This window comes from Candidatus Pelagibacter bacterium nBUS_36, from assembly GCF_051201215.1.
In the GTDB taxonomy this organism is placed as follows: Bacteria; Pseudomonadota; Alphaproteobacteria; order Pelagibacterales; family Pelagibacteraceae; genus Pelagibacter.
Genome location: NZ_CP172839.1, coordinates 586589 through 600337 on the forward strand (window position 1 = coordinate 586589; position 13749 = coordinate 600337).

The following is a 13749-nucleotide window of genomic DNA, read 5'->3' on the forward strand; positions in this document are numbered from 1 at the left end:
TTATTTATTGTCTTTTTTAGCTTTTTTTGTATTGTCCGGGCTTAAAATTTAACAATCAATAACCTTAAGGTTTTTATGAGCACAACAGTAGAGACAATATTATTATACACAATCGCAGCTGGTTTTTTATCCATTGTTTATGGATTTTTTACTGGAAAAAATATTTTAAATCAAAGTGCAGGTAATGCAAAGATGCAAGATATTGCATCTTCAATTCAAATTGGTGCAAAAGCTTATCTTGCAAGACAATATAAAACAATTGCAATTGTAGGTGTTGTAGTTTTAGTAATTGTTAGTGTTGCTTTTAGTCCATTAGTTGGGCTTGGTTATCTTGTTGGTGCTACGTTATCTGGTATTGCTGGTTATGTTGGAATGCTAGTTTCAGTAGAAGCTAATGTTAGAACAGCTGAAGCTTCAAGAAAAGGTCTTGCGCAAGGATTATCAGTTGCTTTTAAATCGGGTGCAGTAACTGGAATGTTAGTTGCTGGTTTAGCTTTGTTAGCTATAGCAGTTTATTATTATTTATTATTAAAATACAATGTTGATGAGAGAGAAATTGTGAATGCACTTGTTGCATTAGGTTTTGGTGCATCTTTAATTTCAATTTTTGCTAGACTTGGTGGAGGTATCTTTACTAAAGGTGCTGATGTTGGTGCTGATTTAGTGGGTAAAGTTGAAGCTGGAATTCCAGAAGATGACCCTAGAAATCCAGCAGTTATTGCTGACAACGTTGGTGACAATGTTGGAGATTGTGCTGGTATGGCTGCAGATTTATTTGAAACTTATGCAGTAACTATAGTTGCAACAATGGTTTTATCTTCAATATTTTTTCAAGGTGATATGAGTATGATGATTTACCCACTTACTATTGGTGGAGCCTGTATTCTGACTTCAATTTTAGGAACTTTTTTTGTTAAACTTGGTAAAGACAAAAATGTAATGAACGCTTTGTATAAAGGTTTTGTTGTTTCAGCTTTATCTTCAATAGTAATTTTATATCCTGTCACGGATCATGTTATTGGTTTTTCAACAGAATATAATGTTAATGGAAAAATCTTTAATGGTATGAGTTTATATTATTGTGGAATAATTGGTTTAGTTATCACTGGATTATTAATCTGGATTACTGAATACTATACAGGTACAAATTATAGACCTGTAAAATCTGTTGCAGCTTCTTCTACAACTGGACATGGTACTAATGTAATTCAAGGTTTGGCTGTTTCAATGGAAGCAACTGCTGTTCCAGCATTAATTATTGTTGCAGGAATTTTAGCCACTAACTCTATCGCTGGACTATATGGTATTGCAATTGCAGTTACTACAATGCTTGCATTAGCAGGTATGGTTGTTGCTTTAGATGCATATGGACCAGTTACCGATAATGCTGGTGGTATAGCTGAAATGTCAAACTTAGATAAAAAAGTAAGAAAAACTACTGATGCTTTAGATGCAGTTGGTAATACAACTAAAGCAGTTACAAAAGGCTATGCTATCGGTTCAGCTGGTTTGGGGGCCCTAGTTTTATTTGCTGCATATGTTGAGGATATTAAACATTTTTCAGGTGTAGCAGGATCTAAACTTGAAGGTATCGTTGTCACTTTTGATTTATCTAACCCATATGTGGTTGTTGGTTTATTAATTGGTGGAATGTTACCGTATTTATTTGGTTCAATGGGTATGCAAGCTGTTGGTAGAGCAGGTGGAGCAGTAGTTGTTGAAGTTAGAAGACAATTTAAAAAGTTCCCTGGTATCATGAAAAGAAAACAAAAACCAGATTATGCAAAATTAGTTGATCTTTTAACTGTAGCAGCAATTAAAGAGATGATAATTCCATCTTTATTACCTGTGTTATCTCCAGTTGTTCTTTATTTTATAATTTTAGCTATAGGTGGACAAGTTGCGGCTCTTGCAGCTGTAGGAGCAATGTTACTAGGTGTTATTATTACGGGTTTATTTGTTGCTGTATCAATGACGGCAGGAGGCGGAGCCTGGGATAATGCTAAAAAGTATATTGAAGATGGCAACCATGGTGGTAAAGGTTCAGAGGCTCATAAAGCCGCTGTTACAGGTGATACAGTAGGTGACCCATATAAAGATACCGCTGGTCCAGCAGTCAACCCAATGATTAAGATTACAAATATTGTTGCGTTGCTATTATTAGCAGTTATTGCTGGCTAACTTCTTTTCGTTTTTTGGCCCTCTTTCCAAGAGGGTCATTAATCTTTTGTCTCATACTAGACATAAAGTTGTAAATAAATGATTTTTTTGTAAATCCTGTTTTTGTCTGATACTCAGATTTTTTTAATTCTTCCATGTCATCAATATTATAAAACTCTTTGCTTTTTAAAATTCCATAATTATCTATTTCTAATACAAGAACATCGTTTTTATAGATTTTCATTTTACCTAAATTTTTTAATTTTGATTGAGTTTGTTTTCTTTCTATATATATCCATATATCGTTATCAAATTTGCTTGTAGTTGAAGGAATACCTAGTATTTTTTTTATATCATTTTTATTAGATTTATTGATTGTCAGATTTTTTTGTTTTTTTTCAAGAAAGGGTACACCATGATGTTTTACAACTGGTTTGAATGAGCAATTTGCAACTACTAATGATAGAAAAATTATATATAATATTTTAATCATGGATGAAAAATATCTTAATATTTATAACAATTTGATTAATTACACTAGAAATAAAGAATTATACAAGTTTTTATCAAGACAAGACAACTTTTCAGACAGATTATCATTATTTTTATTACATTTTTCTTTTTTTTTGAAAAATTTTAAAAATATTGAAAATAAGGACATTTTACAAAAAATCTATGACTTTAATTTTAGACAGCTTGAATTAAGTATAAGAGAAATAGGTTATGGCGATCAATCAATAAATAAGAAAATGAAAGATTACATCAATTTATTCCATTCAATGGTTTCAGAAATACATTTTTGGGAAGAATTATCAAAAGCAGATAAAATTAAAAAATTTTCAGTCTTTTTTAGTGATTATGAAAAAATTGATCATTTACTTGACTATTTTGAGAAATTTAATGAAAATTTATCAAAAAAAACTTTGAATTCTTTTATAAAAAGTGTAAGTAACCAATAATTATGGCTGTACCAAAACGCAAACAAACCCCTTCCAGAACTGGAATGAGAAGAGCTCAAACGATGAAATATTCAACTAAAAATATTGTTGAAGATAAAAAATCTGGTGAGTATAGACTTTCTCATCACTTGGATTTAAAAACTGGCATGTACAAGGGTAGACAAGTTTTAGACCCTAAAGAGTAATATTATAACTTAAATGTCAGATATGATTAAAATTGCAGTAGATGCAATGGGTGGTGATAATTCACCAAAAAAAGTTATTGATGGAATTATTTTAAATCACAAGTCAAATAAAGATATTTTTTTTAAAATATTTGGTGACGAAGAAAAAATAGTTCCTTTATTACAAAAAAAAATTGATAAAAATTTCTATGAAATAATTCATACAAAGAATGTTGTTAAAAGTACGGATAGTCCTCTAGAGGGTGCCAAAAGAGGCAAAGACACAAGTATGTGGCTAGCAATCAATAGTGTAAAAAATAAAGAAGCTGATATTGTTGTATCAGCAGGTAATACTGGAGCTCTATTAGTTATTGCAAAATTAAATCTTAAAATGATTGAAAATATTGACAAACCAGCACTTTCTGCACTGTGGCCAAATAAAAAAAACATGAGTGTTGTATTAGATTTAGGTGCAAATATTGAATGTAGTTCTAAAAATTTATTAGATTTTGCAATAATGGGAGCTTCTCTTTACACATCTTTATATCCTGATGACAAACCAAATGTTGGATTGTTAAATATCGGCTCTGAAGAGCTTAAAGGAAATGAAATTATAAAAGAAACTTATAAAATTTTAAATGATAAGAAATCTGATAACTATAATTTTGATGGTTATATTGAGGGCAATCATTTAATGGATGGAAATGTTAATGTCATTGTGTCGGATGGTTTTACTGGGAATGTAGCTTTAAAAACTGCTGAAGGAACTGCAAATTTTATTACAGAGGAACTTAAAAAAGCAATGACAGGATCTTTAATTGGAAAAATTTCATCGCTTTTAAACATATCGAGTCTTAATAAATTTAAAAAGAGATTGGATCCAAGATTATATAATGGGGCTATCTTTATAGGTTTAGATTCGCCTGTTGTTAAAAGCCACGGAGGTACAGATTTTATAGGGTTTTCCAATTCCTTGGATGTTTGTCATAGAATTGTAAGAGGTAATTTGATAAAAAAGATAAAACAGAATATTTAAAGAAATGAGAATAAACTTAACTAAAAAAGACTTAGTTAATTTAGTTTATATGCAACTAGGTTTTTCAAAACAAATCTCAGAAAACCTTATTGAAGATTTCTTATCAACTATTGTAAACAATATTAAATCAGAAAAAAAACTTAAATTATCTAAATTTGGAACTTTCACAATAAGAGAAAAGAAATCTCGCATAGGAAGAAATCCAAAAACTAAAGAAACTAAGACAATATCCAGCAGGGAAGTTGTTTTATTTAAACCGTCTAAAGAATTTAAAGAATTTGTAAATTTAAAAGACAATGGATAAAACTGATAATGCTTACAAAACAATAGGTGAGGTTGCTAAAATACTAAATCTAAAATCCAATAAAAAAGGTATTTTACCTACTCATACAATTAGATATTGGGAAACACAATTTAAGCAAATTAAACCTAAAATTTTAAATTCAAATAGGAGGTATTATAATCAAGATTGTATAAACATTCTTAAGAAAGTTAAGTTTCTCCTTAAGGAACAGGGTATGACGATTAATGGTGTAAAAAAGATACTAAATAGTGAGGAGACTTTAGAACTTGACGAAATGGCAAATAATTCTATAAAAGCTGATAATTTAAGAAATAAGTTAGTAAAAATTTCTAAAATTGTTAAAAATTTAAAAAATTTAAAATAATATGGCAAAAAAAACACACGTAAAAGTAAGACTAGTTCCAGAAGCTAAACCTGATAGCTCATTTTTTTATTATGTAAAGAAACCTGCCGGTGGTGAAAAAGCAAAAGTGAAACTTTCTGCTAAAAAATATAATCCAGATACTAGAAAACACGAAATGTTTGTGGAAAAGAAACTTCCACCACACAGCAAATAGTTATTTTTTTTTAAAGTTTCTTCTCTCATAGTCTATGTAAGACCAAATCATATTTTTCCAAATGCGGTTTGTAATTTTTGGATCAATATTAAGTTTGTTAGATTTTTTCTTAATCTTATTTAAAATAAAATTAATCCTTTTCTTATCTACTATCTCTTTTTGAAATTCTTTTAATTTTAGGACTTCATTTACTAAGCCTGTTCGAGTTTTAATTAGAGAAAGAAGCTTATTATCTAATTTATCGAGTTTTACTCTTATTAAATCTAATTTTTTTTTATTTTTAGGCGACATTTAATTTATTGGATTAATTAATAATTATTATATTTATCTATACATGTACAGTCTGAATAATAGTTTAAATCATCAATTAAAAATTTGGTTAATCATATTATTGTTGTTAATTACTCTTATTATTTTGGTAGGAGGTCTAACAAGATTAACTGATTCAGGTTTATCTATAACCACATGGGAGTTATTTGTCGGTTTTCTTCCTCCTTTAACTGATGAAAAATGGATAACTTATTTCAATCTTTACAAAACAATACCAGAATATAGTGAACAAAATTCCGATATGACTTTAAATCAATTCAAAGTTATTTTTTGGTGGGAATGGTTTCATCGTCAACTAGGTAGATTAGTTGGTTTATCTGTGTTGTTGCCACTAATTTATTTCACAATAAAGCATGGTTTTTGGGTATTAAAAAAATATGGAATTATCTTTTTTTTAGTTTGCTTACAAGGATTTTTTGGTTGGTATATGGTATCTAGCGGATTAGTTAATAGAGTTGATGTAAGTCATTATAGATTATCTATACATTTGGTTACAGCTTTTATAATTTTATCTATAGTTTTTTGGAATTTTCTTCAGCTCACCAATCTAAAGATTAACCAAATTTCCATAAAAATATATTCAATTAAATTATTTTTATTTTTATTATTTTTACAATTAATTATAGGTGCATTTGTATCTGGTATGGATGCTGGTATGATTTACAACACATGGCCTTTAATGGGCTCTTCTTACTTTCCAGATGATACTAATTTAATTGAATTATTAAATGTTACTTTATTTGATAATCCATCTATAGTTCAGTTTATTCACAGAAATTTGGCTTACTTGATTGTCTTAATTTATATTTATTTATTAATTTTAGTTTTTATGGATAGAAATAAGATATTTCGAAAACCAATTTTAGTTATTGGTATATGTTTGTTATTACAGGTTATTTTAGGAATACTTACTATTTTATCTGGAGTAAAAATTATTTATGCATCTTTACACCAGATAAATTCTGTTTTGATAATCTTTTCAACTTTGTATTTTCTTTACATATCTAAATATAAAGAAAAGATTAATTAGTTTCTATTTGTAGACATATGTATCCAAAAATTAACTAACTGCTTTTAATTTACCTTTTGACGATTTGTCTAAGGCTTGATCTAAATCATCAATGATGTCATCTATGTGCTCTAAACCAATACATAATCTAACATATCCTGGTGTTACACCGGCTGCTGCTAACTCATCGTCAGTTAGTTGACTATGTGTAGTTGTTGCTGGATGTATTGCTAAACTTCTAGCATCTCCAATGTTTGCTACATGGTAGAACATTTTTAAAGACTCAATAAATGTTTTTCCAGCTTCAATACCATCTGCTAACTCAATACCTACTAATGCACCATTACCATTTTTAAGATATTTTTTTGCTCGTTTGGATATTTCCTCATTGTGTTCTGTGGAATAAATCACTTTTTCAACTGATTTATGTTTTTTCAAATAATCAACAACTTTTGAAGCATTTTCACAATGTTGTTTCATTCTTAAAGCTACAGTTTCCAATCCTTAAATCACACCAAAAGCATTGTCAGGTGATAGTGCAGATCCTAGGTCTCTTAACAATGTTACTCTTGCTCTAACAGCAAAAGAAACATTTGCTCCTGTTAATTCAGGTACAGCTTTTCCCCATACCACACCACCGTAACTAGCATCTGGCTCATTAAAAAGAGGCTGCCTTTTTGGGTCTGCAGTCCAATCAAAATTACCACCATCAACTAAAGCTCCACCAACAACAGTGCCGTGACCAGCTATATATTTTGTAAGTGAATACACTACTACTGCTGCTCCATGTTCTAATGGTTTACAAATTACTGGTGCTGCAGTGTTATCTACAATTAATGGTATGTTATATTTTCTTCCAATATCAGAAACTTCTTTAATTGGAAAAACCCTTAAGTATGGATTTGGTAATGTTTCACCATAAAAAGCTCTTGTTTTATCATCAATTGCTTTTTCAAAGTTTTTTGGATCAGATGGGTCAGCATATCTTACCTCAATACCAAGTTTGCTTAATGTATGTGTGAATAAAGACACTGTTCCACCATAAAGATCTGTTGAACTAACAATATTATCTCCAGCTTGAGCAACATTTAAAATTGCAAAAGTTGAAGCTGTTTGCCCAGACGAGACTGTTAAACTAGCTAAACCACCATCAAGTGCAGCAAGTCTTTTTTCTAGCACATCATTGGTCGGATTCATGATTCTTGTGTAAATATTACCAAACTCTTTTAGAGCAAACAGATTTGCTGCATGTTCAGTGCTATTGAATTGATATGAAGTAGTTCTATAGATAGGAACTGCTACTGCATTAGTAGCAGGGTCGCTTCTATAATCTCCACCATGTATAGCTATAGTTTCTGGATTGTTTCTTTTTGTACTCATTTTAACTCCTTTTTTAGTGCTTTAACTTAATGAAAGGCGCACAATATAGTTCAAATGCCTACCGATAATGTAATGTAAAATTCCTGTTTAGCAGTTTTATGCCCGCAATAGGATCAAATCGGCGAAGTCTTTTTAACAGATAAGTCTTATATTGCAAGCTAAATATCAAATTGACTTTGTAATTAATAATAGTATTAATCCTGGCACAATGACAAAATTTGTAAAAAAAGACCAAATAACATCATCATGGTTTGAAATTGATGCAACTAATGCTGTGGTTGGAAGACTTGCTACAGTTATATCTAAAATAATTAGAGGCAAAAATAAATCAACTTACACTCCTCATATGGATCATGGTGATTTTGTAGTTGTCAAAAATATTGAACATGCAAAATTTACAGGCAGCAAATTTCAAGATAAGATTTATTATAGACATACTGGACACCCAGGTGGAATTAAAGAAACTACACCGGAAAAACTGCACGAAAAGAAACCGGGTGAAACACTAAAATTAGCAGTTAAAAGAATGTTACCAGGTGGAGTTTTAGGTAGAAAGCAATTGACAAAATTAAAAATTTATTCTGGAAGTGACCATCCTCATTCAGCACAAAATCCTCAAATAATTGAATTAGGTAAATTAAACAGTAAAAACTTAGCAAGAAACTAATATGGAAAATACACAAGCTGTCACAAAAACACCAAAACTTAAATTAGATTTTAAAGATAGTAAATATGCAACTGGTAGAAGAAAAACATCAATAGCTAAAGTTTGGTTAAAAAAAGGTACAGGTAAAATTTACGTTAATGGTAAATTATTTAATGAATATTTTTCAAGTGAATTTCATCATCTTCAGATAACAAGACCTTTTGATATTATTAATCAATCAACAGATTATGATGTTAGATGCAGTGTAAGTGGTGGTGGTCCAACTGGTCAGGCTGGTGCTATGGTTCATGGTATTTCAAAAGCTTTAGTAATGTTTGATGAAAATTTGAAAGCTACATTAAAAACAGAAAAGCTTACTACCAGAGATTCTAGGGCTGTTGAAAGAAAAAAACCAGGTAGAAGAAAAGCTAGAAGAAGCTTCCAATTCTCTAAAAGATAATTTTTTTTTAATTTTAAACTGTTATAATAAATCATGCCTAAGCTTAATGCGTTAGTTGCTGGATCGACTGGATATATTGGAGTTCAATTAATTAAGTTATTAGTTAAACACAAATATATTAACATTAAATATTTGTGTGGAAATAGCTCTGTGGGAAAGAAGATTTCAAATTATGATAAATCTTTTTTGAATAAAAAATTACCAAAAATCATTAAATTTAATAAAAATCTTTTAAAAAATATTGATGTTGTTTTTACAGCGCTTCCTAATGGTGAGGCTCAAGATATATCAAAACATTTAAATAAAAATACTACACTAATAGATTTAGCTGCTGATTTTAGATTAGAAAAATCATCTGATTATCTAAAGTGGTACAAACAAAAACATAGAGCAAAAAATCTAATTAAAAAAAGTTTATACTCTCTTCCTGAAATTAATGGAAATGATATAAGCAATCACCAAATTATTTCATGTCCAGGTTGCTACCCAACTTCTATATTATTACCATTAATACCTTTGTTTAAAAATAATTTAATAAAGGTTAAAAATATAGTTATGGATTCTAAATCTGGATATTCTGGAGCTGGTAGAGGTGTTCATATTAAATTTAAAGATAAAAATCTTTATGAGTCATTAAGTGCATACGGAGTTGGCTATCACCGTCACAACTCAGAAATTGAACAAATGTTAAAAAAATTTACTAAAAAAAAATTAGATTTTAATTTTACTCCACACTTGACACCTATGTTTAGAGGAATTCTCAGCACTATTTATGTTGATTTGGAAAAAGATGTGACACAATCAAAAATAATAAAAAAACTTTATGATTTTTATAAAAAAAATCATTTTATTAAAATTTTAAAAGCCGACAGTTTAATAAGCACAAATGATGTTATTAACACAAATAATTGCTTTATATCAGTGTGTAAATCGAAATATAAAAACAAAATTATTATTCTTTCTGCAATAGATAACTTAATTAAAGGTGGGGCAGGCCAAGCTGTGCAAAATTTAAATATTAAATTTAACTTTCCAATTAAAAGCGGCTTGTTATGAGGTATGTTTTTATTATTTGTTTATTTATATTCTTTGGTAATTGCTCAATTAACAAAGATTCTAAATATTGGACAGAAGATGCTGTTAAAGGAAATGATGTTGAAAAAAATTATTCAAAAATATTAAAAAAGTCTGAAGATATAACAACAATGACAGTTGAGGAGTATTATATTTATATAGATGGCTATACAAAAAAAAGTAAATATCCAGATATAAGCAAATGAAAAATATAATAAATATTGCTGTAGTAGGGCTTGGCCAAGTTGGTATTTATTTACTCAATGAATTAAATACAAAAAAAAAAGATATTGAACTTAAAACTGGAAAAAAGATTAATGTTGTTGCCGTCTCTGCTAAAAATATTAAAAAAAAAAGACAGTTTAAAGTTAATAATAAAATTTTTTTTAAAAATCCTTTAGAAATTTTTAACAAAAAAAAAGTTGATATTTTATTTGAAGCTATTGGGTTGGCAGACGGAATTTCAAAAAAGGTTGTTGAAACAGCTTTAAAAAAGAAAATTCATGTGATAACTCCAAATAAAGCCTTAATCTCTAAACATGGTAATTACCTAGCTAAAATTGCTGAATTAAATAATGTAAATTTGGAATTTGAAGCTTCTGTTGCCGGTGGAATACCCATATTAAGAACTATCAAAGAAGGGCTTGCTACTAATAAGATATCTAAAGTATATGGTATATTAAACGGGACTACCAATTATATACTTTCTGAAATGGAAAGTTCTAATCAAAGTTTTAAAGATGTTCTAAAAAAAGCACAAAAACTTGGTTACGCTGAACCAGGTAATCCTAAATTTGATTTAAACGGTTTTGATGCTTTTGCAAAAGTAAGAATTTTATCTGCATTAGCTTTTAATAGTAAAATTTCTAAACATAAATGTTTAATGGAAGGTATTGAAAAAATTGAACTTAAAGATATTAAAATTGCTAATCAGTTGGATTTAAGAATTAAATTATTAGGAATTTCAGAATTAAAGAATAATCAACTTTTTGAAACTGTTCATCCATGCCTTGTAAGCAAGAAATCATATATTGGTAATGTAACTGGTGTTATGAATGCTGTTATTACTGAGGGAAAACCTGTGGGCGAAAGTATTTTACAAGGAGAAGGTGCGGGTCCAGGCCCAACTTCATCTGCTTTGTTATCTGATTTGTTATCTATTTTAAGGGGAAATATTAAAAATCCTTTAGGAGTTTCTGTATCTAAACTTAAATTATTAAAAAACTATAATATTAATAATTATGTAAATTCTCTATATTTAAGATTTGAAGTAAAAGATAAACCAGGCGTTTTATCTCAAATTACCAATCGATTAGCTAAATATAAGATATCAGTAAAAAGACTTATTCAAACACCTGATAAAAAGAATAATAAAGCAACAATTATTATTATTACTCACAAAACTTCTGAGCTTAATTGTAGTAATTGTTTATCCATATTTAAGAGCAATAAAAATATCCTAAAACCACCTGCACTAATAAGATTGCTAGGTTAATGGATATTTATTTAAAGCTCTTTGAAGTTTTATTTCCAGTATTTTTTATTGTTGGTATTGGTGTTTTTTTAGGAAAAAAAAATCCAAATTTTGATACCTCGTTTATAACTACATATTCTGGCAACTTTGGTACACCAGCACTAGTAATTTTTGCTTTAACTGCTGGAGGTGTAACTTTTGATGTTTTTAGAGAATTTTTTATTTATGCAATAATACTTTTAACTACATTTGGAATTGTTGGTTTAATCTTTTTAATTATTATGAGAAAAGATTATATTAGAGAATTGCCAACATTCATTTTACCTAACACTGGTAACATGGGTATTCCAATTTGTTTATTTGCTTACGGTGAAATGGGCATGGGTATTGCTGCAGCAATTTCATCTCTTGTAGTATTACTTCACTTTACTTTAAACATTTTTTTAGCCAAGAGAGCATTTGACTTTCAAACAATTTTTAAGAGTCCTGCATTTTACGCAATTGTATTCACAGTTTTGTTATTATATTTTGAACAGCCTATCCCTCAGTTTGTTATGAATACTGTAATGTTATTAGCATACGGTATGATTGTTATGATTTTAATGTCTTTGGGCGTAGCACTTACTCAAATGAAGGTATTTTCTTTTAAAGATGCCCTAATTACTTCAACTGGAAGAGTAATTATTGGTCCTTTTATTGGTTTTGTAGTTATAAAGATATTCAATTTAACTGGTGTAGCAGCTGGTGTTGTGTTGTTGCAGTCTTCAATGCCTAGTGCAATATTGTGTTATTTGGTAGCGTCAATGTATTCACCAAAAGAAATTGTTGATAATATTTCAAGCACCATTGTTGTATCAACAATTATGTCTTTGATAACAATACCAATTGTATTATTCTTTGCTTTAAAATACTTCTATTAAGCAGTATCCTTCTTTTATGAAGGCTATAATTTTAAATGCTACTGCTTGGATGATTGTTCCAGTGATGGATGCAATTGCTAAATATCTAAGTCTTACAATGGATGTTTTTCAGATAACTTGGGCCAGGTATTTTTTCACTGTTGTATTCACTCTTTCTTTAATGGTTTTATTTTATAGAGAAACTCTTGTTTGGAGCAAAAGACCAAAGCTTCAGTTAATAAGAGGTGTTATTTTAGCTTTTTCAACACTGTGTTTCTTTTATTCAATATCAGTTATCTCGCTTCCAAAAGCTTTAACATTAGCATTCGTTGCTCCCATAACTTGCACTGCTTTATCTCCAATATTTCTAGGAGAGAAGGTGGGTATTAGAAGGTGGTCAGCTGTACTTGTGGGTTTTTTAGGTACTTTAATTGTTATTAGACCTGGTTTTATAGAGGTAAATTTAGCAACTTTAGCTGCTTTAGCCTGTGGAGTTTGTTATGGTTTCTATTTAGTGATTACTAGAAAATTAAGTACTTCAGATAATTCACTTTTAACGCTCTTGTTTACTGGTGTAGTAGGGCTAGCAATAATTAGTTTATTTGTACCTTCAGTTTGGGTTAATCCAACCCTAAATGAGTGGATTATGATGGCTATAATCGGTCTTATAGCCTCTTTAGCACATCTTTTTATCATTTTATCACTCAAATACGCAGATGCTTCTAAATTGGCTCCTTTAGGCTATACTGAGATTATAACCAATATTATAATTAGCTATTATATTTTCAATGAACTACCTAATAATTGGACTTATTTAGGTCTTTTCATAATAGTCCTTAGTGGTCTTTATATATCTAGAAGAGAGTACATCCTAAATATACTCAATTAATAGTAACTATTTATTTACTATATACTAATGTATTATATTATATTATTATTATAAACGACTGTAATTATTAGTTTTTTATCTTTTATTATTTATAAAAATAATGTCAAAAATTAGTAGAAAAATTATACTATTTATAGAAAGTATTATATTTTGAAAATAAAAATACACGCATAATTTTAAGACAAACTAAAATCATTTAATATCAACACTTTTAGATGATTATAATGATTTAAACATGAATTTTTGAGCTTTAGAGTAAGAAGGGTAGCTGAAAATTACTTAAAAGAACGCTATTTTTGGGTCTTCTTAAAGTATTGTTATTATTGAAAACTAGAGCAATGCACTATTAGAATATACGTTTTAAAGGGCCATAGAACACCTTATTTTAGGCAAAGATGGATATCTAGT

17 protein-coding genes, 1 pseudogene and 1 riboswitch are annotated in these 13749 nt (G+C 29.0%); of the genes and pseudogenes, 15 read left to right on the forward strand and 3 right to left on the reverse strand.

Annotated features, from left to right (window positions below; genetic code table 11):
* The first annotated feature begins 75 nt into the window (after window positions 1-75).
* Window positions 76-2181, forward strand: a complete 2106-nt coding sequence (locus ACIJYI_RS03180) for a sodium-translocating pyrophosphatase (RefSeq protein WP_435114657.1) — start codon at window positions 76-78, stop codon at window positions 2179-2181.
* On the opposite strand, the gene bamE is transcribed toward ACIJYI_RS03180, so the two are convergent.
* The gene (bamE, locus tag ACIJYI_RS03185; RefSeq protein ID WP_435114658.1) at window positions 2168-2653 is read right to left on the reverse strand and encodes an outer membrane protein assembly factor BamE domain-containing protein; all 486 of its coding nucleotides are present in this window, start codon (window positions 2651-2653) and stop codon (window positions 2168-2170) included. The genes ACIJYI_RS03180 and bamE overlap by 14 nt on opposite strands.
* Between bamE and ACIJYI_RS03190 the strand changes: the two genes are divergently transcribed.
* The 6 genes from ACIJYI_RS03190 to ACIJYI_RS03215 are packed head-to-tail and all read left to right on the forward strand — an operon-like array spanning window position 2652 to window position 5180.
* Window positions 2652-3119 (forward strand): ubiquinol-cytochrome C chaperone family protein, encoded by a 468-nt coding sequence (locus ACIJYI_RS03190; RefSeq protein WP_435114659.1) that lies wholly within the window; start codon window positions 2652-2654, stop codon window positions 3117-3119. The genes bamE and ACIJYI_RS03190 overlap by 2 nt on opposite strands.
* Before the next feature lie 2 nt (window positions 3120-3121).
* Window positions 3122-3304: a 50S ribosomal protein L32 gene (gene rpmF, locus ACIJYI_RS03195; protein ID WP_008544930.1), complete on the forward strand. Its 183-nt coding sequence runs from the start codon at window positions 3122-3124 to the stop codon at window positions 3302-3304.
* A 13-nt stretch (window positions 3305-3317) separates the two neighbouring features.
* Window positions 3318-4319, forward strand: a complete 1002-nt coding sequence (gene plsX, locus ACIJYI_RS03200; protein ID WP_435114660.1) for a phosphate acyltransferase PlsX — start codon at window positions 3318-3320, stop codon at window positions 4317-4319.
* Window positions 4320-4323: 4 nt separating this feature from the next.
* Complete coding sequence (locus ACIJYI_RS03205; protein WP_435114661.1) at window positions 4324-4623, forward strand: HU family DNA-binding protein; 300 nt, start codon at window positions 4324-4326, stop codon at window positions 4621-4623.
* A complete protein-coding gene (locus tag ACIJYI_RS03210) occupies window positions 4616-4987 on the forward strand; it encodes a MerR family transcriptional regulator (protein ID WP_435114662.1) in 372 nt (123 codons plus the stop codon). The genes ACIJYI_RS03205 and ACIJYI_RS03210 overlap by 8 nt, the downstream gene beginning before the upstream one ends.
* Before the next feature lies 1 nt (window position 4988).
* A complete protein-coding gene (locus ACIJYI_RS03215; RefSeq protein ID WP_029454666.1) occupies window positions 4989-5180 on the forward strand; it encodes a 50S ribosomal protein L33 in 192 nt (63 codons plus the stop codon).
* On the opposite strand, the gene ACIJYI_RS03220 is transcribed toward ACIJYI_RS03215, so the two are convergent.
* Window positions 5181-5471, reverse strand: a complete 291-nt coding sequence (locus ACIJYI_RS03220) for a chorismate mutase (protein WP_435114663.1) — start codon at window positions 5469-5471, stop codon at window positions 5181-5183.
* 43 nt (window positions 5472-5514) lie between these two features.
* Here ACIJYI_RS03220 and ACIJYI_RS03225 point away from each other — a divergent pair, with 43 nt between their 5' ends.
* Window positions 5515-6540 carry a COX15/CtaA family protein gene (locus ACIJYI_RS03225; protein WP_435114664.1) on the forward strand — a complete coding sequence of 342 codons (1026 nt, stop codon included), beginning with the start codon at window positions 5515-5517 and terminating at the stop codon, window positions 6538-6540.
* Between the two features lie 30 nt (window positions 6541-6570).
* Here the strand turns inward: ACIJYI_RS03225 and ACIJYI_RS03230 are convergent.
* A pseudogene (locus tag ACIJYI_RS03230) lies at window positions 6571-7899 on the reverse strand (O-acetylhomoserine aminocarboxypropyltransferase/cysteine synthase family protein).
* Between the two features lie 2 nt (window positions 7900-7901).
* Window positions 7902-7968, reverse strand: a riboswitch (SAM riboswitch).
* A gap of 139 nt (window positions 7969-8107) precedes the next feature.
* Here ACIJYI_RS03230 and rplM point away from each other — a divergent pair.
* From rplM to ACIJYI_RS03265, 7 genes are read left to right on the forward strand one after another with little or no spacing between them, the layout of a single operon-like run.
* Window positions 8108-8566 carry a 50S ribosomal protein L13 gene (gene rplM, locus ACIJYI_RS03235; protein WP_435114665.1) on the forward strand — a complete coding sequence of 153 codons (459 nt, stop codon included), beginning with the start codon at window positions 8108-8110 and terminating at the stop codon, window positions 8564-8566.
* 1 nt (window position 8567) lies between these two features.
* Window positions 8568-9005 carry a 30S ribosomal protein S9 gene (gene rpsI / locus ACIJYI_RS03240; protein ID WP_435114666.1) on the forward strand — a complete coding sequence of 146 codons (438 nt, stop codon included), beginning with the start codon at window positions 8568-8570 and terminating at the stop codon, window positions 9003-9005.
* 33 nt (window positions 9006-9038) lie between these two features.
* Complete coding sequence (gene argC / locus ACIJYI_RS03245; protein ID WP_435114667.1) at window positions 9039-10061, forward strand: N-acetyl-gamma-glutamyl-phosphate reductase; 1023 nt, start codon at window positions 9039-9041, stop codon at window positions 10059-10061.
* The gene (locus ACIJYI_RS03250; protein WP_435114668.1) at window positions 10058-10285 is read left to right on the forward strand and encodes a hypothetical protein; all 228 of its coding nucleotides are present in this window, start codon (window positions 10058-10060) and stop codon (window positions 10283-10285) included. Before argC ends, ACIJYI_RS03250 begins: the two co-directional genes overlap by 4 nt.
* Window positions 10282-11574, forward strand: a complete 1293-nt coding sequence (locus tag ACIJYI_RS03255; RefSeq protein WP_435114669.1) for a homoserine dehydrogenase — start codon at window positions 10282-10284, stop codon at window positions 11572-11574. The genes ACIJYI_RS03250 and ACIJYI_RS03255 overlap by 4 nt, the downstream gene beginning before the upstream one ends.
* The gene (locus tag ACIJYI_RS03260; RefSeq protein ID WP_435114670.1) at window positions 11574-12473 is read left to right on the forward strand and encodes an AEC family transporter; all 900 of its coding nucleotides are present in this window, start codon (window positions 11574-11576) and stop codon (window positions 12471-12473) included. Before ACIJYI_RS03255 ends, ACIJYI_RS03260 begins: the two co-directional genes overlap by 1 nt.
* Before the next feature lie 16 nt (window positions 12474-12489).
* Window positions 12490-13341 (forward strand): DMT family transporter, encoded by an 852-nt coding sequence (locus tag ACIJYI_RS03265; RefSeq protein WP_435114671.1) that lies wholly within the window; start codon window positions 12490-12492, stop codon window positions 13339-13341.
* The last annotated feature ends 408 nt before the right edge of the window (window positions 13342-13749 follow it).